A 22,328-nucleotide genomic window follows, 5' to 3' on the forward strand; every position below is an offset into this window, starting at 1 on the left:
CAGATGCGTTGGAGACGGACGGGACGACTGTACGGCCACGGGGTCCCCGGGGAACACCGGGTGACGAGGTGTCAGGGTCCCGTGGGGCGCCCGGGGCGTGTTCAGTCCTTCCGCAGGCGCTCGCCGAGGACCTGGAGGACCTCCGCGGGAACCAGGTGCGAGACGTCCCCGCCCCAGGTCGCGACCTCCTTGACCAGGGAGGACGACAGGAAGCTGTAGGTGGGGTTGGTGGGTATGAAGAGGGTCTCCACGCCCGAGAGGCCGTTGTTCATCTGGGCCATCTGGAGCTCGTAGTCGAAGTCGCTGACCGCGCGCAGACCCTTGACGATGGCGGGGATCTCGCGCTGCTTGCAGAAGTCGACGAGCAGGCCGTGGAAGGCCTCGACGCGGACGTTGCCGTACTCGGCGGTGACCCGGCGGATCAGGTCGATCCGTTCGTCGATCTCGAACAGGCCCTTCTTCGACTGGTTGATCATCACCGCGACGTAGACCTCGTCGTACAGCCTGGAGGCGCGGGAGATGATGTCGAGGTGTCCGTTGGTGATCGGGTCGAACGACCCGGGACATACGGCGCGGCGCACTTGTGATCCCTCGCTCTCCGGTCCGGTCATCGTGCGTCTTCGCACGTAGAGGCGGCGCGACCGTACCAAAACGTTCCCTCGCCGTACCGACGGGACCGAAGGGCTTCGAAACCCTCGGGCCATCGGAATTCACCGCCTCTGGTGCTGCGCTCCACGGTGACGAGGGCTTCTTCGGCGAGCCAGCCTTCCGAGCGGAGTGTGAGCAGGATCTCGCGAAGATCGTCGTCCGTGACGGCGTAGGGCGGGTCGAGGAAGACGAGGTCGTACGGGTCGCCTGGGGGTGTCGTGCGGATGATCTGTTCCGCTTTGCCTGATCTGACCTCGGCGCCGGGGAGTCCGAGGGACTTCACGTTGTCGCGGACCGTGCGGGCCGCTCGCGCGTCGGCCTCGACGAGGAGGGCGTGGCCCGCGCCTCGGGAGAGGGCCTCCAGGCCTACGGCTCCTGATCCCGCGTAGAGGTCGAGGACGCGTTCGCCTTTCAGGGGGCCGCCGAGGAGGGATTGCCAGGTGGAGAACAGGCCCTCTCGGGCGCGGTCCGATGTGGGGCGGGTTCCTGTTCCTGGCGGGACGGCCAGGCGGCGTCCGCCGGCCGTGCCGGCGATCACGCGGGTCATCTGTGGTCCTTGGGTGTGGGCGGCTTCAGGTTCATTGTGGCTGGTCGCGCAGTTCCCCGCGCCCCTTGGGGCAATACCTGTCACCCCTTTTCCAGGTACTGCTCCCTCTCCTCGTCCAAGAGGGCGTCCAGCGCTGTCCGCAGGGCCGGGAGGTTGGTCAGCTCCGGGTCCTTGGCCACCACCGCTGTCGCCTCTTCCCTCGCCTCGGCGATGATCTCCTCGTCCTCGATGACCGCGAGCATCCGCAGGCTGGTGCGGGCGCCCGACTGGGCCTGGCCGAGGACGTCGCCCTCCCGGCGTTGTTCCAGGTCGATGCGGGAGAGTTCGAAGCCGTCGAGGGTGGAGGCGACCGCGTTCAGGCGCTGGCGGGCGGGGCTCGCCTCGGGCATCTCGCTGACCAGGAGGCACAGGCCGGGGGCCGAGCCACGGCCGACGCGGCCGCGCAGCTGGTGGAGTTGGGAGACGCCGAAGCGGTCGGCGTCCATGATCACCATCACGGTGGCGTTGGGGACGTTGACGCCGACCTCGATGACCGTGGTGGCGACCAGGACGTCCGTGTCACCGGCGGCGAAGCGGCGCATGACGGCGTCCTTGTCGTCGGGGTGCATGCGGCCGTGCAGCACCTCGACGCGGAGGCCCTTCAAAGGGCCCTTGGAGAGCTGTTCGGCGACGTCGAGGACGGCGAGGGGCGGGCGCTTCTCGGCGGCGTCCTCGGGGGGCGCCGCGGCCTCCGGGGGCTTCTTCTTGCCGGTCTTCTTCGGGTCGTCCTCCTCGTCGCCGATGCGGGGGCAGACCACGTACGCCTGATGGCCGTTGCCCGCTTCCTCGCGGACCCGCTCCCAGGCGCGGGACAGGAAGTGGGGCTTGTCGGCGGCCGGGACGACATGGCTGGCGATCGGCGAGCGGCCGGCCGGGAGCTGGTCGAGGACGGAGGTCTCCAGGTCGCCGAAGACCGTCATGGCGACCGTGCGCGGAATCGGCGTGGCCGTCATGACCAGGAGGTGCGGGGGCTGCTTGCCCTTGCCGCGCAGGGCGTCGCGCTGCTCGACGCCGAACCGGTGCTGTTCGTCGACGACGACCAGACCCAGGTCGTGGAACTGCACCTTGTCCTCGATCAGCGCGTGCGTGCCGATGACGATGCCGGCCTCGCCGGTGGTGAGGTCGAGCAGGGCCTGGCGGCGGGCGGCCGCGCCCATGGACCCGGTGAGCAGCACCACCTTGGTGCCCTGCTCGGACCCGCCCAGCATGCCGCCCTCGGCCAGCTCGCCCATCATCTCGACGATCGACCGGTGGTGCTGCTGGGCGAGCACTTCGGTGGGCGCGAGCATGGCGGCCTGGCCGCCCGCGTCGACCACGGCGAGCATGGCGCGCAGGGCGACCATGGTGTTGTGGGTGACGGTGAAGTTGTCGGTGACGTATGCATGGCTCGGGTGGGCGACGCTGATGCACTGGACGGGCTTCCGCCCCACGTACTCGACCGCCCGGATGCCGCGTCGGAACGTGTTGTACTTAGGCCTCGGACGCAAGCGTTCTGCTTTGCGGGTGAGCCGGAACGGGGCGTAAGCGTCCGGCAGGGACACCTGCACGTTGTACGCGGCTTTCTTCGGCAGCACTCGCGCCCGCCCGCCCAGAGAACGTACGAGCCATGCGACGTCCTCCGCGAGTCGGCGCGAAGCCGAGCAGAGGGAGATGTTCATGCCGTCGGCTTGGACAGTGCCGTCCGTGTCCAGAAGCCCCTGCAACACCGCGAGACGGTCCTTGATCGGAGCGTTCTTGAAATCCCGGGGGACGAACTTGTCGTGGGACGTCGTTCCCCAGAGGCCCAACTCGCGAAGGACCTGGATCACCGGGTTGCGCACTCCCCCGGCACGCTGCTTGAGCTGGATCGTGTAGTCACAGTGCGATCCCTTCACCGGTACCAGTCGGCATTCGGGCGCTACTGCCGCCGCTACCGCGTCACGGATCTCGTCGTCGATGGTGGAAAGACGGAGATTGTGCCGGAACGAACCGTCCCCCAGCAGCAGTCCGATCAGGTACGGGTCGAGGGGCAGCCCGGCGTCGCCGCCGAGATCGACCGGCTTTGCCGGCGGGATGTACCACTTCGACGACCCGTTGGCCTTGAACGTGTCGAGACGGATCTCCCGGGTCGTCATGATCTTGGGAGCCTGACCACGGTGCCAACCGCAGCTCGTGCCGACGATCCAGAGATGCTCGTCGTCGCACTCGACGGAACTCCCGTCGGACAGGACCAAGCGCCACACATCGCGCTCTCCCTGAGGAAAGACGCCGTCGATCAGCGCGATGTCCCCGTCCGGCACCACCACCTCGTCGCCCACCCGCAGATCCCCCATGGGACGGAAACCCGTGGGTGTGAGCACCAGCGAGTCGAGGGGCTGGGCCTTGCCCGATCCGACCTCCCCCTGCAACAGCCGGTGCATCGGATGCTCCGTCGCCAGGTCCTCGAAGATCTCCCGGGAGACCCGCTGCTGGCCCTCGGTGAGGGTGAACGGGAGGCGGGCGTCGAAGGCCGTGAGGAGGCCGTCGGGGCTGGGTTTGCGGGGGACCGCCGGGAGCTGGGCATCGGCGTGACGGCGGCGGGCCAGGGCGACCTGGAGGACGAAGGCCTCGTCCCATTTGAGGCGGGCGCGGGCGTCCTCGATGTCCGCCTTGGTGTGCGGACGGTGGATCTTCAGGAGGGCCTCGGGGAGGGGGACCAGGCCGCGGCCCCGGCGCAGGGATTCCGGCAGCGGGTCGACGGCCTCCTGGGCGGTGGGCAGGACCGTCTGGAGCGCCTTGCCGACCTTCCAGGACTCCAGCTTGGCGGTGGCGGGGTAGATCGGGATCAGGGCGCCGGCCCATGTCTCGACCGACTCCTCCGGGTCGCCTCGCAGCAACTCGTAGGCCGGGTGGGCCAGTTGGAGGCGGCGGTTGAAGAGGGAGACCTTGCCCGCGAACATCGCGCGGGTGCCCGGCAGGAGCTCCTTGTGGGGCTTGTGAACGCCGTTGCCGAAGAAGACCAGTTGGAGGCGGCCGCTGCCGTCCGTGATCGTGACCTCCAGGCGCTGGCCCTTGCCGCGCGGGGCCCTGGCGGAGGCGAAGGTGTGCAGGCGGGCGTCGGCGACCTGGGCGACCACCGTGACGTGCTCGTCCATGGGGAGGTCGGCGAGGTGCGTGAGCTGGCCGCGCTCCTCGTATCTGCGCGGGTAGTGGTGGAGGAGGTCGCCGACGGTGAGCAGGCCGAGGTGCTCGGCCATCACCTTCGCGGTGGCGGGGCCGAGCACCGACTTCAGTGGTTGTCGCAGGGGTTCGTGAAGTGCGGGCACGAGATCCATTGCACACCACGCCACTGACAATGCCGTAGAGGCCGTGGCGCAGGTCGCCGTATACGTCCCGGAAATCCCTGGTCAGGCGGCTGGTTCGGGCCTTAGGATGACGCGCTCCCGGCCCTCTTTCGCGGTCACCGCCTCACCGGGACCGCCCGACCCCGCGCCGTCGCGAGTCCCCCACCGGCGCCGTGAAGATGGACTCCCAGACCTCACAGGTATCCCAGGCATCCCATTCGCCCCAGTCACCTCATACGTTCCAGGTCGACCTGCGTGGTCTGGTGGACCTGCTCTCCCACCACCTCTACTCGAGCCCCAAGGTGTATCTGCGGGAGCTGCTGCAGAACGCCGTGGACGCCATCACCGCCAGACGTACGACGGAACCCGACGCTCCGGCCCGGGTGCGGCTGTCCGCGGAGGGCGGCGCCCTGCGCGTCGAGGACACCGGCGTCGGGCTCACCGAGGCGGACGTGCACGACCTGCTCGCCACGATCGGGCGCAGTTCCAAGCGTGCCGAGGGCCTTCAGGAGGCGCGTTCCGAGTTCCTCGGGCAGTTCGGCATCGGCCTGCTGGCCTGTTTCGTCGTCGCCGAGCGGATCCGGGTGGTCAGCCGGAGCGCCCGTACGCCCGGAGCGCCGCCGGTGGAGTGGACGGCGTCCGACGACGGCTCGTACACCGTGCGGACGCTGCCGGACGCCGAGCGTCCCGAACCGGGCACCACCGTGCATCTGGTGGCGCGGGCCGGAGCCGCGGAGTGGCTCACGCCCGAGCGGGTCGAGGCGCTGGCCCGGGACTTCGGGTCGCTGCTGCCGTACGACGTCCGGGTGGGCGACGAGCCGGTCACCGACCTGCCGGCGCCCTGGGACCGGTCGTATCCGAGCCCGGCCGCCCGCCGTGTCGCCCTCGCCCGGCACTGCCACGAGCTGTTCGGCTTCACCCCGCTGGACACGATCGACCTGTCCGTGCCGCTGGCCGGCGTCCGCGGGGTGGCGTACGTGCTGCCGTCGGCGGTCAGCCCGGCCCAGCGCGCGGGGCACCGCGTGCACCTCAAGGGCATGCTGCTGACCGAGCGGGCCGAACAGCTGCTGCCCGACTGGGCGTTCTTCGTGCGCTGTGTCCTGGACACGGACAGTCTGCGGCCGACGGCCTCGCGCGAGGCGCTGTACGAGGACGAGACGCTGGCCGCCGTACGGGAGGCGCTGGGCGAGCGGATCCGGGCCTGGCTGACGGGTCTGGCCGCCGGTGATCCGGAGCGGCTGGCCGCGTTCCTCGCGGTGCACCACCTCGGCGTGAAGTCCCTGGCCCGGCACGACCGGGAGATGCTGCGCACGATGCTGCCGTGGCTGCCCTTCGAGACGACCGACGGGCGGCTGTCCCTGGAGGAGTTCGCGCAGCGGCACCCGGTGGTGCACTTCACGCGGACCGTCGAGGAGTACCGGCAGGTCGCGCCGATCGCGTCCGCGCAGGGCATCGGCGTGATCAACGGCGGTTACACGTACGACAGCGAGCTGGTGGAGGCGCTGCCCTCGGTGCGGCCGGGGACCGTGGTCGCCGAGCTGGACGCCGAGACCGTGACCGCGCATCTGGACGCGGTCGACCCGGCCGAGGAGCTGGCCCTGTCGGGCTTCCTGGCGGCGGCGCGGGCCCGGCTCGACCCGCTGGGCTGTGACGTCGTGCTGCGGGCCTTCCACCCGCTCTCCCTGCCCGCCCTGCACCTCGACGACCGGGACGCACGGCACGAACAGGCCCGGGCCGACGCCGAGGCACAGGCCGACGACCTGTGGGCGGGCATCCTCGGCTCCCTGCGCGGCAGCGCCCCACGCGCGCGTCTGGTGCTCAACCACCTCAACCCGCTCGTCCGGCGGATCAGCTCGCTGCACGACCCGGAGCTGATCGGGACCGCCACGGAATCGCTGTACGGGCAGGCGCTGCTGATGGCGCAGCGGCCGCTCAGGCCCGCCGACTCGGCGCTGCTCAACCGCGCGTTCATCGGCCTCCTGGAGTGGGCCACGCACAGCGAGGACGGTCAGGCATGAGCGAGATCACCGACTTCGACGCGCTGCGCCGGGCGATGGCGGAGAACTCGGGGCAGCCGGAGGGCCCGGCCCGCAACGCGCGTGCCGAGGAACTGCTGGCCGCCGCCGAGAAGCTGAACGTCCCGCTCGCCGTGATCGAGGCGCTCGGACACCAGCTGAAGGTCTACAACTACAGCTCCGAGAAGGGGAAGATGTTCGTCCCCTTCGCCCGCCTGCTGCGCATGTGGGACGAACGGCCCGAGAACTTCGACGAGTACGAGACCCACACGCTGCACTGGGTCTTCAAGTGGGTGTCGTCCGGCATGCTCGACCAGCCGCACATCCCGCTCGCGTCGATCGAGAAGTGGCTCGGCGAGATGGAGCACCGCTACCGGCTCGCCGGATACTCCGAGCGGGCCGTGCGCAGCGCCGAGCACAGTGTGGCCGCGCACGTGGGGGACCTGGCGCGGGCCGAGCGGGCGTACGCCGCGTGGCTGGCCGCGGACCGGGACCGCATGTCCGACTGCCACGCCTGCGAACTGCACGGGCAGGGCTGGTGGCAGGCGGAGCGGGGCCGGGACGCGCGGGCGCTGGAGCTGTGGCGGCCGGTGCTGGAGGGCGAGTACGCCTGCGCCCATGAGCCGCACGCGGCCCTGGCCTCCTCCCTGGTGCCGCTGCTGCGGCTGGGCCGGCTGGACGAGGCCCGTGGGAACCATCTGCGGGGCTTGCGGCTCGTGCGGGCCATGGAGAGCATGCGCGGCGCCTACGCGGAGCACGTCGAGTTCTGTGTACTGACCGGCAACGAGGCGCGCGGTCTGGAACTGCTCGCGGAGCGGCCGGCGTACTTCACCGACGACGGGCAGCCGCAGAGCAGGCTGGACTTCATGAGCGTGGTGACCCTGCTCATGGACCGTCTGACCGCGCTGGGGCTGGGCGACCGGCAGGTGCCCGGCCCGGCCGGCCGTGAGTGGACCGCCCGTGCGCTGGCCGCGCACGCGCGTGCCGAGGCCCTCGCCCTGGCGGCCCGCTTCGACGAGCGCAACGGCACGACGTACGTCAGCGAGCGGGCACGCGCGCGTATGGAGCAGCGCCCGCTGGTGGAGCGGCTGCCGCTCGGGGTGCGGTCCGTACGGCCGGCACCGCCGCCCGCTCCCCCGGTGGTCACCGCCGCCGCGACCGGGCAGCCGGATCTGCCCGCCCTGCTGGCCGAGGCACGGCGGCTGTCGGACAACCTGCGGCCGAACGCCGTGGAGGCGTGGGCGGCGGTCGCCGACGCCGCGGAGGGCGTGGAGCTGGACCCGCGCGACCGGGCCGAGCTGGCCGACCACGAGGCGATGGGCCTCGGCCCGGAGGGCGCCGCCCTCTTCGAACGGGCCGCGGAGCTGTACGCGGCGGCGGGTGATGCCGGTGAGGCCCTGGCGGCACGCGCGCGTGCGGCGTACGTACGTGCTCTCGGGGGTGACGTGGACGCGGCACTCGCGGCGGTGTCCGGTCCCTGCGACGAGGTCCTCGCGCTGTACGCCGCCGGCGACACCGGGATACGGCAGACGGCGTCCGTCCTGATGGGCCGGGCCCGGATCCTGATGCGCCGGGCGCACGAGGCCGGGGAAGGTCGCGCAGAGGGTGACGCCGAGGGTGACGGCCCGGAGGCGGTGCTCGGCGAGGCCGAAGCCGCTGTCCGGGAGGTCCTGGCACTGGTCGACGGGCGGGCCGGGGAGGACGTGCGGCTGGCCGCGCGGGCCGCCGAGGCGCAGGCGATGCTCGCCGAGCTGGCCGGACTGCGCGGGGATCTGAGGGCGGCCGCGGGACTGTTCGCGCGGGGCGCGGCGGCGTTCGTCGCGGCGGGACTGCCGTGGTTCGCGGTGGAGTACGAGGCCCGGCTGGCCTCCCTGGCCCACCACCTCGGCGACATGGCCGAGGCGGAACGGGCGCTGCGGGCGGCCCTGGAGCACGGCGGGGCCCAGCTGGAGGCACCCGGACGGGCCCAGCTGCACCTCCAGCTCGCCGAGTTGACCGGCGGCCGGGGCGATGCCGTGGAGGCCGCCCAGCATGCCCTGGAGGCCGCGCACTGGGCAGACGAGGCGGGCGAGAGCGCGACCCTGGGCGCCTGGGCCCGGCAGCAGCTCGGCGGATTGCTGCTGCGGCAGGGGCGGTGGGCCGAGGCCGCGGAGGTGCTGGAGTCGGCGCTGCCCGACCTGACCGCCCAGACGCACGGCGACGGGGCGATCGTGCAGACGCAGTGGTGGCTCGGCGACTGCCTGAGCGAACTCGGCGAGCACCACGCCGCCGCCGAACGGCGTCTCCAGGCCGCCGAGATCGCCCGGCACTGGCCCGAGCAGCACGACCACGCGACCCTGGCCCACCTGGCCGGGGAGTCCCTGGGACAGGCCGGGCTGGCCGAGGAGGCGGACCGGGCCTACGCGCGCGCCGGCGACCTGTGGCGCGAACTCGGCAACGTCCACGGGCTGATCCGCTCCCTGCGTGCCCGCGCCTGGCTGGCGTTGCGCGCGCGGGACGGCCTGGAGGAGGCCCGCGCCCTGATGGCGGAGGCGATTCGGGAGGGTGAGGCGGCACGGGACAGGGCGTCCGACACGGAGTCCCGGCAGCAGCTCGTCGCCGAACTCGGCCATACGCAGGGGCAGTTCGGCGACCTGCTGGCCCGTTCCGTCTCCGACGACGCCGACGACGCCTCGGCCCGGGCCGTGTTCGAGGAGGCCTTGTCCCAAGTGCTGCGGTCGGCCGAGGTGTTCGCCTCCCTCGGGGACGCCGCCCTGCACAGCCGCACCGGCGCCGAGCTCGCCGCGGGCCGGCTGGAGGCCGAACTGGGCCGCCCGGACGACGCGGCGGCACGCGCGCGTGCGGTGCTGGCGGCGTACGACGGACGCGACCCGTCGGAGACCGACGACGGGGACGGCGACGGCGAGGCGGTGCGGGCCCGGCGGGCGGAGGCGGAGCAGGTGCTCCGCCTCGTCGAGTAGGAGTACGAGCGGGAGCGGCTCCGCCTACTCCACGCCGATGAGCAGCACGGCGCCCTGCCGCCCGCCCCGGTACACGACCGTGTCGACGGCGAGGTATCCCTCGCGGACCCGGCCCTCCAGGTGCTCGGCGATGGTGCCGGGAGCCTCGTCGCCGAGCACCAGGGTGACCATCTCGCCCCCCGCCGCGAGCATGCGGTCCAGGACGGTCTCGGCGGTGGCCGTGACGTCCGAGCCGATCACGGCGACGTCGCCGTCGATCAGCCCGAGTACGTCGCCGGCCTGGCAGATGCCGGCCATCGTCCAGGCCTGGCGTTCGGCGACGGTGACCTCGGCGTAGCGGGTCGCGCCGGCCGCCGAGGTCATCGACACCACGTCCTCGTCGAAGCGGCGCTCCGGCTCGTGCACGGCCAGCGCCGCGATGCCCTGGACCGCCGAGCGGGTCGGGATGAGGGCCACGCGGATGCCCTCGGTTCGAGCCTGCTCGGCCGCCGCGGCGGCGGTGTGGCGCAGCTCGGCGTCGTTGGGCAGCAGCACGACCTCGCGCGCGTGGGCCCGCCGCACGGCCTGCACGAGCTCGCCGCTCGCCGGCGGCTCCCCGGGGCGCGCGAGCACGGTGGTCGCGCCGGCCTCGGTGTACAGCCCGGCCAGGCCCTCGCCGGGCACCACGGCCACGACGGCACGCTGGGCGCGCTCGCGGGGAGGACGCTCGGCGCCGGTGGTGTGCACGTCCCCGGCGCCGAAGTGCGTGATCCGGATCCGGTAGGGCCGCCCGGCCTCGATACCGGCCTCGACGGCGGCGCCCGCGTCGTCGACATGGACATGGACGTTCCACAGCCCGTCGCCGCCGACCACGACGAGCGAGTCCCCCAGCCCGTCGAGCCGCTCCCGCAACCGCTCCACGGCCGTGTCCTCGGCCTCCAGCAGGTAGATCACCTCGAAGGCGGGGCCGTCCGCGTCGGCCGCGGCGGCATCGTCCGCACACTCCCCGCGCGGGGCGCCGACGGCCGGGGCGGGCCCTTCGGCGGCTTCCACGCGTGCGTGCGGGGCCCGCGCGTCCTCGTACGAGCCCTGCGAGTCCCCGGCCGGCCCTGCGGGCACACCCGATGCCGAACCGTCCGCCTGACCGGGCACCACGCGCGCGTACGGTTCCCCACTGCCCCCAGGGCCCCCAGAGTTCCCAGCCGTCAGGGCTCCGGGCCCCCCGGCCTCGGACACCACCCCGCTCGTCGACCCCACGCCCACCCGCAGCGCACCCGCCGTCACCGTCGCGGCCGCCTCCCGCGGCCGCTCCCCCGTGAACGTCTCCACCAGCGCCCCGAGCACCGCCACCAGCCCCCGTCCACCGGCGTCGACCACCCCGGCGCGCTCCAGGACGGGCAGCTGGCCCGGCGTCGCGGCCAGCGCCGCGCGCGCTCCCTCATAGGCCGCCCGGGCCACCGTCCCGCAGTCGCCCTCGGCACCGCAGGCCGCGTCGGCGGCGGCCGAGGCGACCGTGAGGACCGTGCCCTCGACGGGGCGGGCCACGGCCTGCCGGGCGGAGTCGGCCGCGTGCCGCAGGGCCAGCCGCAGGCCCCGGCCGTCGGCGTGCGCGCTCTCGCCGCCGGCCTGCGCGGTGCCGCCCTCGGCCAGCACCTGGGACATGCCGCGCAATAGCTGGGCGAGGATCGTCCCGGAGTTCCCACGGGCCCCGATGAGCGCCCCGTGCGCCATCGCCCGGGCGGTGTCGGCCAGCGTCGGCCCCTCGGGGCCCGACCGCGCCGCGTGCCCCGCGAACACGGCCTCGACCGCCGCCACGGCTGACTCCACGGTCAGATACAGATTCGTGCCGGTGTCCCCGTCCGCGACCGGATAGACGTTGATCGCGTCGATCTCCTCACGCGCCCGCCCCAGCGTCTCGAGTGCGAGACCGCACCAGGTGCGCACCGCGAGAGCATCGAAGAATGTCTGCGGCACCTGCGCCACTGCGCCTCCCTGAGCTGCTGGACGTGGCACGCAGCGTAGACCGCGGGGTGGTGTCCACCGGAAGTGGGCCGGGAGAGACCCCGGGCCGACCATGGTAGTTTCATTGCACGGGCGCAGTCGTTGTATGCTGCTCCGGTTGCCCGATCCGAATCGGGCCATTCCCCTGGCAGCGCCACTCAGATCCTCTCATCCGGATCCCGGCATGCCGGGATCAACCGTAAGTGCATCTGAAGTCTTTGGAGTGACCCGTGGCTGCCAACTGCGACGTCTGCGGCAAGGGGCCGGGCTTCGGCAACAACATCTCGCACTCGCACCGCCGTACGCCCCGCCGCTGGAACCCGAACATCCAGCGTGTGCGTACCGTGGTGGGCGGGACGCCGAAGCGCGTGAACGCTTGCACCTCGTGCATCAAGGCCGGCAAGGTCTCGCGCTGACGCTCAGCTAGCGCGCGGCCACTGCTGGTTCGCTCAGAGAGCCGGTCCACCTCGGTGGACCGGCTCTTTGCCATGTCCTGACACTGTCCTGATGCTCAGGAACCGGCCCCGGTGCTCAGGAACCGCGCCGGAACCGCCAGCCGTGATCCACCGGCCCGATCCCCCCGCCGAGCGCGAACCCGGCCGCGATCGCCCCGGTGACGTACTCCTTGGCCGCCGCCACCGCCTCCGGCACCGAGTGTCCCTTGGCGAGCTGTGACGCGATCGCGGAGGCGAGGGTGCAGCCCGTGCCGTGGGTGTGCCGGTTGTCGTGGCGAGGCGCCCGCAGCCAGTGCTCCTCGGAGCCGTCCGTGAGCAGGTCCACGGCGTCCCCGGACAGGTGACCGCCCTTGATCAGCACCCACCGCGGCCCGTACCCCAGCACGGCCGCCGCGGCCCGCCGCAGCTGCTCCTCGGACTCGACGCGCACACCCGTCAGCTGGGCCACCTCGTCGAGGTTCGGGGTGGCGACCGTCGCCACCGGCAGCAGCTTCGTACGGACGGAGTCCAGGGCCGAGGCGGCGAGCAGGGAGTCGCCGTGCTTGGAGACGCCCACCGGGTCGACGACCGCCGGGGCGTCCGTGGCCGCGATCAAGTCGGCCACCGCCTCCACGAGTTCGGCGGAGGCCAGCATCCCGGTCTTGACCGCCTGGACGCCGATGTCGTCGACGACACTGCGGTACTGGGCCCGTACCGCCTCCACCGGCAGCTCCCAAGCCCCCTGCACGCCGAGGGAGTTCTGCGCGGTCACCGCCGTGAGGACGCTCATGCCGTGCACGCCGAGCGCGAGCATCGTCTTCAGGTCGGCCTGGATGCCGGCGCCGCCGCCCGAGTCGGAGCCCGCCACCGTGAGGACGTTGGGAATCATGAGTCCATGTCCCCGAAGTGGTCCCAGCCGCCCTTGCTGGTCCACGGCGCCCCGTCGACCGTCACCTGGGGCAGCGCCGAGGGGTTGAGGACCTCGCCGATGACCTTCCAGCGGGCGGGCAGCTTCACGTCCGGCGGGAAGGTCGCCACGATCGCGTGGTCCTCTCCCCCGGTCAGCACCCACTGCATGGGGTCGACGCCGACGGCCTGCCCGATGTCGTTCATCTGGGAGGGGATGTCGATCGCCCCGGAGCGGATGTCGATGCGGACCTTGCTGGCCTCGGCGATGTGCCCGAGGTCGGCGATCAGCCCGTCGCTCACGTCGCACATCGCGGTCGCCCCGAGCCCGGCGGCGGCCGGACCCGCGTGGTACGGCGGCTCGGGCCGCCGGTGGGCCTCCACGAAGGCGCGCGGCGAACGGAACCCGCGCGACAGCACCGCGTACCCGGCCGCCGACCAGCCCAGCCAGCCCGTCACCGCGACGAGGTCGCCGGGCCGCGCGCCCCCTCGCGTCACCGGCTCCTGGTTGCGCAGATCGCCGAGCGCGGTGATCGACACCATGATCGAGTCGCCGCGTACGACGTCACCGCCGACCACGGCGGCACCGGCCACCTGGCACTCGTCGCGCAGGCCGTCCATCAGCTCGCTCGGCCACGTCACCGGAAGCTCGGCCGGAACGACGAGACCGAGCAGCAGCGCGGTCGGTACGGCGCCCATGGCGGCGATGTCGGCGAGGTTCTGCGCCGCCGCCTTGCGGCCCACGTCGTAGGCCGTCGACCAGTCCCGGCGGAAGTGCCGGCCCTCCACCAGGATGTCCGTGCTCGCCACCACCCTGCGGTCGGGCGCGGCCACCACGGCGGCGTCGTCGCCGGGGCCGACCCGGACCGCCGGGGTGGTGGTCAGACGGGAGGTGAGCTCCCTGATGAGCCCGAACTCACCGAGCTCACCAACAGTGCCCTTCATTGCCCTTTCTCCCCTTCTGTCCCTGTCCGTGCCCGGTCGCGAGGCCTCTCGGTCCTCGCTACGGTCGAAGTGACCGTCAAGTTCTGCCGGACCTGCACCCCGGCGCGCAAGACCCGGTCCCCGCAGGTCTCCCCGCGGCGAGCGGCGACGCGATACCGTGGCGTTCCTTTTCCCCACATGATCCTCGTGGCCGCCCTGGAGGTTCCGTGGTACAGGCGTACATCCTGATCCAGACGGAGGTCGGCAAGGCGTCGACCGTCGCCGAGACGATCAGCAAGATTCCTGGAGTCATCCAGGCCGAGGACGTGACAGGACCCTACGACGTGATCGTGCGGGCCCAAGCCGACACCGTCGACGACCTCGGACGCATGGTGGTCGCCAAAGTCCAGCAAGTGGACGGCATCACCCGCACCCTGACCTGCCCGGTCGTCCATCTGTAACCCCCGTCTACCCTGTGCCGGTGAACTCTTTCCGTCACCGGCACCGCTCTGTGTTCCGCGTTTTCCTCCGCCTGCCCGCTCTCGCGCTGTTGATCACTGCTGCGGGCTGCTCCTCAGCAGACGACAGCGCGTCGGCGGCGGTTCCCGGTCCGGACGCGAAGGTCACGGAACTGTGCCGGAACCTGGACAAGGTACTGCCCGCGAAGGTGGACGGAGAGCGTCGCGAGGATCCCGAGCCGGCGTCGGCGCTGACGGCGGGCTGGGGCAGCCCGGCGATCATACTTCGCTGCGGTGTGCCTCAGCCGCCGAAGATGGTCGATCCGAAGGTGGCCGACGGGCACGATCCGGATGCGGTCGCCGGGGGTGTGAACGGGGTCGACTGGCTGATGGAGAAGCAGGACGACGGGGCGTACCGGTTCACCACCGCCAACCGGGAGGCATATGTCGAGGTCGGGGTGCCGGAAGGGGTGGACAGCTCCGGTGTCCTGATCGATCTGGCCTCGGCCGTGAAGAAGGCGATCCCCGAGGGGATCGCCTCCTGAGCGCCGTTCTGTGAGCGCCGCGCTGTGAATGCCGCGCTGTGAATGCCGTCCTGAGACTGTTCCTAGCGAAGACCCGTTGAACGGCGAAGCGCCGCCTGCACCAGCCGGTCCACCAGCTCCGGGTAGCTCACTCCGCTCGCCTGCCACATCTGCGGATACATCGAGATGGGCGTGAAGCCGGGCATCGTGTTGATCTCGTTGATCACGAACTCGCCGTCCTCGGTGAGGAAGAAGTCCGCGCGGACCAGGCCCTCGCAGGAGGCCGCCTCGAAGGCGTCGACCGCCAGGCGCTGGACCTCGGCCGTCTCCTCGGGCGTGAGGGGCGCCGGCACGATCCCCGGCGTGGAGTCGATGTACTTGGCCTCGAAGTCGTAGTACGCGTGCGCGTCCGGCGAGGGGATCTCGGCGGGGGCGGAGGCCCGGGGGCCGTCCTCGAACTCCAGGACGCCGCACTCGATCTCGCGGCCGCGCAGCGCGGCCTCCACCAGGATCTTCGGGTCGTGCCGCTGGGCCTCGGCGATCGCCTCGTCGAGGCCGGAGAGGTCGTCGACCTTGGTGATGCCGATCGACGAACCGGCGCGCGCGGGCTTCACGAACAGGGGCCAGCCGTGCTCCCCGGCGAAGTCGACGATCTTCTTGCGGGCGGCCGGCTCGTCCTGCTGCCACTCACGGGGCCGGATCACCAGGTACGGGCCCACCTTCAGCCCGAACGAGGTGAACACCCGCTTCATGTACTCCTTGTCCTGGCCGACGGCCGAGGCGAGCACACCCGAGCCCACGTACGGGACGCCGGAGAGCTCCAGGAGGCCCTGGAGGGTGCCGTCCTCGCCGTAGGGGCCGTGCAGCACCGGGAAGACCACGTCGACCTCGCCGAGCGCCTTGGGGACCGATCCCGGCTCGCTGTAGACGACTTCGCGGCTGGCGGGGTCGACCGGGAGGATCACTCCGCCCTCGCCGGACTCGGCGAGCAGGTCGACGCTCGGCTGGCGCCGGTCGATGATCGCCATCCGCTCCGGTTCGTCCGCCGTGAGCGCCCAGCGGCCGTCCTGGGTGATGCCGATCGGCAGGACGTCGTACTTCGTCCGGTCGATGGCCTTGAGGACGGCGCCGGCGGTGACCACGGAGATCCCGTGTTCGGAGCTGCGCCCGCCGAACACGACGGCCACACGCGGCTTACGAGACGGCTGCTCGGGGCTCTGGGGGAGGTTCTCGGTGCTCATATCGCGTTGAGAGTACCCGTTGGTAAGGCCGGGATACAGCGCCCCCGGACCCGCGTCGCTCAGCGTCGTTCCGGCTTCGCGCTGCGCGACATCAGCTCCTTGAGGGCCACCACCGGAGGCTTGCCCTCGTGCACGATGCCGACGACCGTCTCCGTGATGGGCATGTCGACGCCGTGCCGGCGGGCCAGATCCAGCACCGATTCGCAGGACTTGACGCCCTCGGCGGTCTGCTTGGTGACCGCGATGGTCTCCTGGAGCGTCATGCCCTTGCCGAGGTTGGTGCCGAAGGTGTGGTTGCGGGACAGCGGCGAGGAACAGGTGGCCACCAGGTCGCCCAGGCCCGCGAGTCCGGAGAAGGTCAGCGGGTCGGCGCCGAGGGCGATGCCGAGCCGGGTGGTCTCGGCGAGACCGCGGGTGATGAGCGAGCCCTTGGCGTTGTCGCCGAGCCCCATGCCGTCCGCGATGCCGACGGCCAGGCCGATGACGTTCTTGACCGCGCCGCCGAGTTCACAGCCGACGACGTCGGTGTTGGTGTACGGGCGGAAGTACGGCGTGTGGCAGGCGACCTGGAGTCGCTGGGCGACGGCCTCGTCGGTGCAGGCGACCACGGCGGCGGCCGGCATCCGCGCGGCAATCTCGCGGGCCAGGTTGGGCCCCGTGACCACGGCGATCCGGTCCGGGCCGACCTTGGCGACGTCGTCGATGACCTCGCTCATGCGCATCGCGGAGCCGAGTTCGACGCCCTTCATCAGCGACACGAGGACCGTGCCGGGGGCCAGCAGCGGGGCCCAGTCGGCGAGGTTGCCGCGCAGGGTCTGCGAGGGGACCGAGAGGACCGTGAAGTCCGCGTCCGCGGCGGCTGCCGCGGGATCCGTGGTGGCCCGCACGTTCTCCGGGAGTTCGACGCCCGGGAAGTAGTCGGGGTTGGTGCGGGTGGAGTTGATCGCCTCCACGACCTCCGGGCGGCGCCCCCACAGGGTGACCTCGCACCCGGCGTCGGCGAGCACCATGCCGAAGGCCGTGCCCCACGAACCGGCGCTCAGGACCGCCGCCTTGACCGGCTTGCTCACTTGCCCAGCCCCTCTTCCTGTGCCGACTGCGCCGGCTGTGCCGACTGCACCTGCGATGCCGCCTGCTGCGCGCCCCGCTGCGTCTGCGCCTGGGTGCGGTGCCGCTGTTCGATCCGCTCCCGGCGCGGGTCGTAGGGCGTCTCGGGCGCCTTCTCGCCGCGGATCTCCTCCAGCTGGCGGGTGATGGCGGCCATGATGACGTCGGTGGCCTCCTTCAGGAGCTCCGTGGTCATCTCCCGGTCGTAGAACCGCGTGAGGTCCACCGGCGGTCCGGCGAGCACGCGGTGCGTCTTGCGCGGCAGAAGGTGCGGCTTCTTCGCGTACGGCGGCAGCAGTTCGTTGCAGCCCCACTGGGCGACGGGGATCACCGGGCACTTGGTCTGGAGGGCGACGCGGGCGGCCCCGGTCTTGCCGGTCATGGGCCAGCCCGCCGGGTCGCGGGTGAGGGTGCCCTCGGGATAGAAGGCGACGCATTCCCCGCGGTCCACGGCTTCGATCGCGGCCCGGAAGGCGCTCAGCGCGTCCGTGCTCTCGCGGTAGACGGGAATCTGCCCGGTGCCGCGCATCGCGGCGCCGACGAATCCCTTCTTGAAAAGCCCGCTCTTCGCGAGGAATCGCGGGACGCGCCCGGTGTTGTACTGAAAGTGCGCGTAAGCGAAGGGGTCGATATGCGAATTGTGGTTCACCGCGGTGATAAATCCGCCCTCGGCCGGAATGTGCTCCATTCCTCGCCAGTCCCGCCTGAGCAGAACCACCAGCGGCGGTTTGCAGATCACCGCGGCGAAGCGGTACCAGAAGCCGATTCTGCGGCGGGGCACGCGGACACCTTCCTCTAGGGCCTGATGCGGGGGCCACGGGGGGCCGCACAAGTGTCGCCCCAGGCCGCCGGTCTGTCGAGAACACCGTACGCCCCGACACGCCGGGCGCCGTCGGCCCCGGGTGACAATGACCGCGACAAGAGAGGGACGGAACATCTGTGCAGTGGACCTTGGTCGTACCCCTGAAGCCCCTGGCCCAGGCCAAGAGCAGGCTGGCGGACACCGCTGACGACGGGCTGCGGCCGGACCTGGCGCTCGCCTTCGCCCAGGACACGGTGGCGGCCGCGCTGGCGTGCCCGGCGGTACGCGATGTGGCAGTCGTCACGGACGACGCCCGGGCCGGCCGCGAGCTGGCCGCACTGGGCGCCGCGATCATCCCCGACGAGCCGGGAAGCGGCCTCAACGCCGCCCTCGCACACGCGGCGGGGGCCGTACGGTCCGCACGTCCCGAAAGCCCGGTGGCCGCGCTCAACGCCGACCTGCCGGCGCTGCGCCCGCCGGAATTGGCCCGGGTACTCGACGGCGCCGCTCAATTCCCGCGCGCTTTTCTCCCGGACGCGGCCGCAATCGGTACGACTCTGCTGGCCGCCGCCCCGGGCCGGCAATTGTCCCCGGCTTTCGGTATCGATTCCCGTGCCCGGCACCGAGCGTCCGGGGCCGTGGAACTGTCGCTCACCGGCGTGGATTCCGTACGCCAGGACGTGGACACCGGCGACGACCTGCGCACCGCGCTGGCCCTGGGAGTCGGCCCTCATACGGCCGCGGCCGCCGCGCGGTTGCTGATACCCGGGCAGTAGGCTGCGACCATGCAGGCGACCGCGTACACGTACGACCCCGAAAGCCGCAGCGGGCAGGTGCTCCTGGACGACGGCACCCCGGTGCGCTTCGACGCGGCGGCGTTCGACGCGGGCGGCTTGAGACTGCTGCGCCCGGGACAGCGGGTGCGGATCGAGGTGGAGGGCGCGAAGGAGGACCTCCGGATCACTCTGGTGACCCTCCAGACCCTCTGACCACTCCCTGAACACACCGCGGGCCGGACTCCGTAGGGAGTCCGGCCCGGCGCGTGAGTGCCCCAGCGCCCCTACTTCTTGCGGGCGGTGGTCTTCTTCGCGGTGGTCTTGCGCGCCGTCGACTTCTTGGCGGGCGCCTTCTTGGCGGTCGCCTTCTTCGCCGGTGCCTTCTTGGCGGTGGTCTTCTTCGCGGCGGTGGTCTTGGCCGTCGTGGTCTTGGCCGGAGCCTTCTTGGCCGTGGTCTTCTTCGCGGCCGCCGTCTTGGTGGTGGCCTTCTTCGCCGGTGCCTTCTTGGCCGTGGCCTTCTTCGCGGCGGCCGTCTTGGCGGTCGCCTTCTTCGCGGCGGCCTTCTTGACCGTAGCGCCGGCGCCGCCGGTCAGGCTGCCCTTCGGAGCCTTCTTGACGGAGACCTCGCCGCCGCGCGGCAGCTTCTTCGAGCCGCTGACCAGGTCCTTGAAGCCCTGGCCCGCGCGGAAGCGCGGAACGGAGGTCTTCTTGACCCGAACCCGCTCGCCCGTCTGGGGGTTACGGGCGTAGCGGGCCGGACGGTCGACCTTTTCGAAGGAACCGAAGCCGGTGACGGAGACCCTCTCACCAGCGACGACCGCGCGGACGATGGCGTCCAGTACATGGTCGACAGCATCGGCGGCCTGCTGTCGGCCGCCCATCTTGTCGGCAATCGCTTCTACGAGCTGCGCCTTGTTCACGTCTTCCCCTTCGGAGACATCGCCAGAACGAAAGTGTTCAAGCTTTTTCGCACGTTAGGCAGATATATACCGCAAATCAAACACGAAACGGGCTTATCACCCTTGTGCCGCAACGAACTCGGCGGTGTCGTCCGGTTCAGCGTTCCTCGTCGGGGAGACGTCCCTCGTCGAGGTCCGCAGTGAACCGATCAAGCCGCCTTGCCGCGTCGGCGAGATCGTGCTTGGCCGCGGCCGTAATGACCAGCAGCTTCCGGGTCAGCGCCATCCGTACGCCCTCCGGGACTTGCAGTGCGCGCACCCTTGCGTGCGCTTCCTTGAGTTGGCCCGCGACTGCCGTATAGAGCTCGAGTTGGCCGTCGTGTTCCATGCACAGATTGTGCCATCTGGGGCGAGTTGTCGCCTGCGCAGGGGACAACTGCCGCCTCAAACGGTCTTCCGGGCGCACACGGAAGTCACGGCTGTACATCTCGCGTACCCCAACAACCACCGGCTTAACGTGGGAAGTTGACTGCCGAGTTCAGGGCGGGCAGGGCCGTTCGGGTGCAGAAAAGCCTGTACCCCCGATCGGGCTGATCGGGGGTACAGAGGGGTGTTGCGGTGGCCGAAAGTCGCCTTGTTCAGGGGCGGCGGCTCATGCTCCGGATCAGACCGGCAGCGTCTGCGGCTTGAACGACGGGCGCTTCGCCTCGTACGCGGCGATGTCCGCCTCGTTCTGGAGGGTGATCGAGATGTCGTCGAGGCCGTTCAGCAGCCGCCAGCGGGCGTTCTCGTCCAGCTCGAAGGAGGCGGTGATGCCCTCGGCGCGCACCTCGCGGGCGACCAGGTCGACGGTGATCTCGGCCTGCGGGTCCTTCTCCGTGAGCTCCCACAGCGCGTCCACGATCTTCTGCTCCAGAACAACCGTGAGCAGGCCGTTCTTGAGCGAGTTGCCGCGGAAGATGTCGGCGAAGCGGGAGGAGATCACGGCCTTGAAGCCGAAGTTCTGCAGCGCCCAGACGGCGTGCTCGCGGGACGAGCCGGTGCCGAAGTCGGGGCCGGCGACCAGGACGGTCGCGCCCTGCCGCTCGGGCTGGTTGAGCACGAACGACGCGTCCTTGCGCCAGGCCTCGAACAGCCCGTCCTCGAACCCGTCCCGCGTGACCTTCTTGAGCCAGTGGGCGGGGATGATCTGGTCGGTGTCGACGTTGCTGCGGCGCAGCGGGACGGCCCGGCCGGTGTGGGTGGTGAAGGCTTCCATGATTCTCAGACTCCAGCGGGCGTACGGGTGTCGGCGGCGGACAGGTCGGCCGGGGAGGCCAGGTGACCCAGGACGGCCGTAGCGGCCGCGACCTGCGGCGACACCAGGTGCGTACGACCGCCCTTGCCCTGCCGGCCCTCGAAGTTGCGGTTGGAGGTGGACGCGGAGCGCTCCCCCGGGGCGAGCTGGTCGGGGTTCATGCCCAGACACATCGAGCAGCCCGCGTGCCGCCACTCGGCGCCGGCGTCCTTGAAGACGACGTCCAGGCCCTCGGAGACGGCCTGGAGACCCACCCGCGCGGAGCCCGGGACGACCAGCATCCGTACGCCGTCGGCGACTTTGCGGCCCTTGATCAGCTCGGCGGCGGCGCGCAGGTCCTCGATGCGGCCGTTGGTGCAGGAGCCTACGAAGACGGTGTCCACCTTGATGGAGCGCAGCGGCTGGCCGGCCTCCAACCCCATGTATTCCAGGGCCTTTTCGGCGGCGTAGCGCTCCGATGCGTCTTCGTACGAAGCAGGGTCGGGGACGGACGCCGAAAGCGGTGCGCCCTGGCCGGGGTTGGTGCCCCAGGTGACGAACGGCGACAGTTCGGCGGCGTCGATGACGACCTCGGCGTCGAACTCGGCGTCCTCGTCCGTCCTGAGCGTCTTCCAGTACTCGACGGCGGCGTCCCAGTCCGCGCCCTCGGGGGCGTGCGGACGGCCCTTGAGGTACGCGAAGGTGGTCTCGTCCGGGGCGATCATGCCCGCGCGGGCGCCGGCCTCGATCGACATGTTGCAGATGGTCATGCGCGCTTCCATCGACAGCTTCTCGATGGCCTCGCCGCGGTACTCCAGGACGTAACCCTGGCCGCCGCCGGTGCCGATCCGGGCGATGATCGCCAGGATCAGGTCCTTGGCCGTGACGCCGTCGGGCAGTTCGCCGTCGACGGTGATCGCCATGGTCTTGGGGCGGGACATCGGCAGCGTCTGGGTGGCCAGCACGTGCTCCACCTGGGAGGTGCCGATGCCGAACGCCAGCGCGCCGAAGGCACCGTGCGTGGAGGTGTGGGAGTCGCCGCAGACGACGGTGGTGCCCGGCTGGGTCAGACCCAGCTGCGGGCCGACGACGTGCACGACGCCCTGCTCGACGTCGCCCAGCGGGTGCAGCCGCACGCCGAAGTCGGCGGCGTTCTTGCGCAGCGTCTCCAGCTGGATCCGGGAGACCGGGTCCGCGATCGGCTTGTCGATGTCGAGGGTGGGGGTGTTGTGGTCCTCGGTCGCGATGGTGAGGTCGAGGCGCCGGACCTTGCGGCCGCTCTTGCGCAGGCCGTCGAAGGCCTGCGGGCTGGTCACCTCGTGCAGCAGGTGCAGATCGATGAAGAGAAGGTCGGGCTCGCCCTCCGCGCGCCGGACGACATGGTCGTCCCAGACTTTCTCCGCGAGTGTCCTACCCATCGCTGTTCCCTCCGGTCGACGACGGTCCGCCGACCCAACTAGAGATCTTGAAGAGGCGGGCCCGCGCCCCTG

20 protein-coding genes are annotated in these 22,328 nt (G+C 71.4%); 7 read left to right on the forward strand and 13 right to left on the reverse strand.

Translation table 11 applies throughout. The features are described from left to right. Positions 1-101: 101 nt before the first annotated feature. From coaD to ABFX81_RS34350, 3 genes are all read right to left on the reverse strand, one after another. Positions 102-581 (reverse strand): pantetheine-phosphate adenylyltransferase, encoded by a 480-nt coding sequence (gene coaD, locus ABFX81_RS34340; RefSeq protein ID WP_086840401.1) that lies wholly within the window; start codon positions 579-581, stop codon positions 102-104. A gap of 26 nt (positions 582-607) precedes the next feature. Continuing rightward, positions 608-1,195 carry a 16S rRNA (guanine(966)-N(2))-methyltransferase RsmD gene (rsmD, locus tag ABFX81_RS34345; protein ID WP_086840399.1) on the reverse strand — a complete coding sequence of 196 codons (588 nt, stop codon included), beginning with the start codon at positions 1,193-1,195 and terminating at the stop codon, positions 608-610. Positions 1,196-1,275: 80 nt separating this feature from the next. Further along, positions 1,276-4,527, reverse strand: a complete 3,252-nt coding sequence (locus ABFX81_RS34350) for a helicase-related protein (protein WP_086840396.1) — start codon at positions 4,525-4,527, stop codon at positions 1,276-1,278. Positions 4,528-4,715: 188 nt separating this feature from the next. On the opposite strand from ABFX81_RS34350, the gene ABFX81_RS34355 reads away from it, so the two are divergent. Both ABFX81_RS34355 and ABFX81_RS34360 read left to right on the forward strand, forming a co-directional pair. Then, positions 4,716-6,554: an HSP90 family protein gene (locus tag ABFX81_RS34355; RefSeq protein ID WP_086840394.1), complete on the forward strand. Its 1,839-nt coding sequence runs from the start codon at positions 4,716-4,718 to the stop codon at positions 6,552-6,554. After that, positions 6,551-9,511 carry a hypothetical protein gene (locus tag ABFX81_RS34360; RefSeq protein WP_086840391.1) on the forward strand — a complete coding sequence of 987 codons (2,961 nt, stop codon included), beginning with the start codon at positions 6,551-6,553 and terminating at the stop codon, positions 9,509-9,511. The genes ABFX81_RS34355 and ABFX81_RS34360 overlap by 4 nt, the downstream gene beginning before the upstream one ends. A gap of 24 nt (positions 9,512-9,535) precedes the next feature. On the opposite strand, the gene ABFX81_RS34365 is transcribed toward ABFX81_RS34360, so the two are convergent. Then, on the reverse strand, positions 9,536-11,473 hold the full coding sequence (locus ABFX81_RS34365) for a DAK2 domain-containing protein (RefSeq protein ID WP_086840389.1): 1,938 nt from the start codon (positions 11,471-11,473) through the stop codon (positions 9,536-9,538). Positions 11,474-11,721: 248 nt separating this feature from the next. Here ABFX81_RS34365 and rpmB point away from each other — a divergent pair, with 248 nt between their 5' ends. Next, positions 11,722-11,907 (forward strand): 50S ribosomal protein L28, encoded by a 186-nt coding sequence (gene rpmB / locus ABFX81_RS34370; RefSeq protein WP_004924906.1) that lies wholly within the window; start codon positions 11,722-11,724, stop codon positions 11,905-11,907. Positions 11,908-12,022: 115 nt separating this feature from the next. Here rpmB and thiD read toward each other — a convergent pair whose 3' ends face one another. Further along, positions 12,023-12,814 carry a bifunctional hydroxymethylpyrimidine kinase/phosphomethylpyrimidine kinase gene (gene thiD / locus ABFX81_RS34375; protein ID WP_086840387.1) on the reverse strand — a complete coding sequence of 264 codons (792 nt, stop codon included), beginning with the start codon at positions 12,812-12,814 and terminating at the stop codon, positions 12,023-12,025. Continuing rightward, positions 12,811-13,776: a thiamine-phosphate kinase gene (locus ABFX81_RS34380; protein WP_086840385.1), complete on the reverse strand. Its 966-nt coding sequence runs from the start codon at positions 13,774-13,776 to the stop codon at positions 12,811-12,813. The genes thiD and ABFX81_RS34380 overlap by 4 nt, the downstream gene beginning before the upstream one ends. A gap of 206 nt (positions 13,777-13,982) precedes the next feature. Here ABFX81_RS34380 and ABFX81_RS34385 point away from each other — a divergent pair, with 206 nt between their 5' ends. Together ABFX81_RS34385 and ABFX81_RS34390 are read left to right on the forward strand one after the other, a co-directional pair. Beyond that, the gene (locus tag ABFX81_RS34385; RefSeq protein ID WP_003997603.1) at positions 13,983-14,216 is read left to right on the forward strand and encodes an Lrp/AsnC family transcriptional regulator; all 234 of its coding nucleotides are present in this window, start codon (positions 13,983-13,985) and stop codon (positions 14,214-14,216) included. A gap of 20 nt (positions 14,217-14,236) precedes the next feature. Continuing rightward, positions 14,237-14,758, forward strand: a complete 522-nt coding sequence (locus ABFX81_RS34390) for a DUF3515 domain-containing protein (protein ID WP_346139162.1) — start codon at positions 14,237-14,239, stop codon at positions 14,756-14,758. Positions 14,759-14,820: 62 nt separating this feature from the next. Here the strand turns inward: ABFX81_RS34390 and ABFX81_RS34395 are convergent, their stop codons facing one another. From ABFX81_RS34395 to ABFX81_RS34405, 3 genes are read right to left on the reverse strand one after another with little or no spacing between them, the layout of a single operon-like run. Continuing rightward, the gene (locus tag ABFX81_RS34395; RefSeq protein WP_086840381.1) at positions 14,821-15,978 is read right to left on the reverse strand and encodes a D-alanine--D-alanine ligase; all 1,158 of its coding nucleotides are present in this window, start codon (positions 15,976-15,978) and stop codon (positions 14,821-14,823) included. 59 nt (positions 15,979-16,037) lie between these two features. Beyond that, positions 16,038-17,048 (reverse strand): NAD(P)H-dependent glycerol-3-phosphate dehydrogenase, encoded by a 1,011-nt coding sequence (locus tag ABFX81_RS34400; RefSeq protein ID WP_086840379.1) that lies wholly within the window; start codon positions 17,046-17,048, stop codon positions 16,038-16,040. Then, a complete protein-coding gene (locus ABFX81_RS34405) occupies positions 17,045-17,866 on the reverse strand; it encodes a 1-acyl-sn-glycerol-3-phosphate acyltransferase (RefSeq protein WP_086840377.1) in 822 nt (273 codons plus the stop codon). Before ABFX81_RS34405 ends, ABFX81_RS34400 begins: the two co-directional genes overlap by 4 nt. 158 nt (positions 17,867-18,024) lie before the next feature. On the opposite strand from ABFX81_RS34405, the gene cofC reads away from it, so the two are divergent. Beyond that, positions 18,025-18,663: a 2-phospho-L-lactate guanylyltransferase gene (gene cofC / locus ABFX81_RS34410; RefSeq protein WP_086840375.1), complete on the forward strand. Its 639-nt coding sequence runs from the start codon at positions 18,025-18,027 to the stop codon at positions 18,661-18,663. 9 nt (positions 18,664-18,672) lie between these two features. Then, positions 18,673-18,876: a hypothetical protein gene (locus tag ABFX81_RS34415; protein ID WP_086840373.1), complete on the forward strand. Its 204-nt coding sequence runs from the start codon at positions 18,673-18,675 to the stop codon at positions 18,874-18,876. Positions 18,877-18,947: 71 nt separating this feature from the next. Here the strand turns inward: ABFX81_RS34415 and ABFX81_RS34420 are convergent, their stop codons facing one another. From ABFX81_RS34420 to leuC, 4 genes are all read right to left on the reverse strand, one after another. After that, the gene (locus tag ABFX81_RS34420; protein WP_086840371.1) at positions 18,948-19,583 is read right to left on the reverse strand and encodes an HU family DNA-binding protein; all 636 of its coding nucleotides are present in this window, start codon (positions 19,581-19,583) and stop codon (positions 18,948-18,950) included. 136 nt (positions 19,584-19,719) lie between these two features. Next, complete coding sequence (locus ABFX81_RS34425) at positions 19,720-19,950, reverse strand: SCO5555 family protein (RefSeq protein WP_020270054.1); 231 nt, start codon at positions 19,948-19,950, stop codon at positions 19,720-19,722. 276 nt (positions 19,951-20,226) lie between these two features. Then, positions 20,227-20,820: a 3-isopropylmalate dehydratase small subunit gene (gene leuD / locus ABFX81_RS34430; RefSeq protein ID WP_086560324.1), complete on the reverse strand. Its 594-nt coding sequence runs from the start codon at positions 20,818-20,820 to the stop codon at positions 20,227-20,229. Between the two features lie 5 nt (positions 20,821-20,825). Next, positions 20,826-22,256, reverse strand: a complete 1,431-nt coding sequence (gene leuC / locus ABFX81_RS34435) for a 3-isopropylmalate dehydratase large subunit (protein WP_086840369.1) — start codon at positions 22,254-22,256, stop codon at positions 20,826-20,828. Positions 22,257-22,328 lie beyond the last annotated feature (72 nt).

The sequence above is a fragment of the Streptomyces coeruleofuscus genome (assembly GCF_039532725.1).
GTDB lineage: Bacteria > Actinomycetota > Actinomycetes > Streptomycetales > Streptomycetaceae > Streptomyces > Streptomyces coeruleofuscus.

Coding starts and splice junctions, on each gene's coding strand:
- rsmD (WP_086840399.1), bottom strand. CDS start 1,195: ATGACCCGCGTGATCGCCGGCACGGCCGGCGGACGCCGCCTGGCCGTC.
- ABFX81_RS34350 (WP_086840396.1), bottom strand. CDS start 4,527: ATGGATCTCGTGCCCGCACTTCACGAACCCCTGCGACAACCACTGAAG.
- ABFX81_RS34355 (WP_086840394.1), top strand. CDS start 4,716: ATGGACTCCCAGACCTCACAGGTATCCCAGGCATCCCATTCGCCCCAG.
- ABFX81_RS34360 (WP_086840391.1), top strand. CDS start 6,551: ATGAGCGAGATCACCGACTTCGACGCGCTGCGCCGGGCGATGGCGGAG.
- thiD (WP_086840387.1), bottom strand. CDS start 12,814: ATGATTCCCAACGTCCTCACGGTGGCGGGCTCCGACTCGGGCGGCGGC.
- ABFX81_RS34380 (WP_086840385.1), bottom strand. CDS start 13,776: ATGAAGGGCACTGTTGGTGAGCTCGGTGAGTTCGGGCTCATCAGGGAG.
- ABFX81_RS34395 (WP_086840381.1), bottom strand. CDS start 15,978: ATGAGCACCGAGAACCTCCCCCAGAGCCCCGAGCAGCCGTCTCGTAAG.
- ABFX81_RS34415 (WP_086840373.1), top strand. CDS start 18,673: ATGCAGGCGACCGCGTACACGTACGACCCCGAAAGCCGCAGCGGGCAG.
- ABFX81_RS34425 (WP_020270054.1), bottom strand. CDS start 19,950: ATGGAACACGACGGCCAACTCGAGCTCTATACGGCAGTCGCGGGCCAA.
- leuD (WP_086560324.1), bottom strand. CDS start 20,820: ATGGAAGCCTTCACCACCCACACCGGCCGGGCCGTCCCGCTGCGCCGC.
- leuC (WP_086840369.1), bottom strand. CDS start 22,256: ATGGGTAGGACACTCGCGGAGAAAGTCTGGGACGACCATGTCGTCCGG.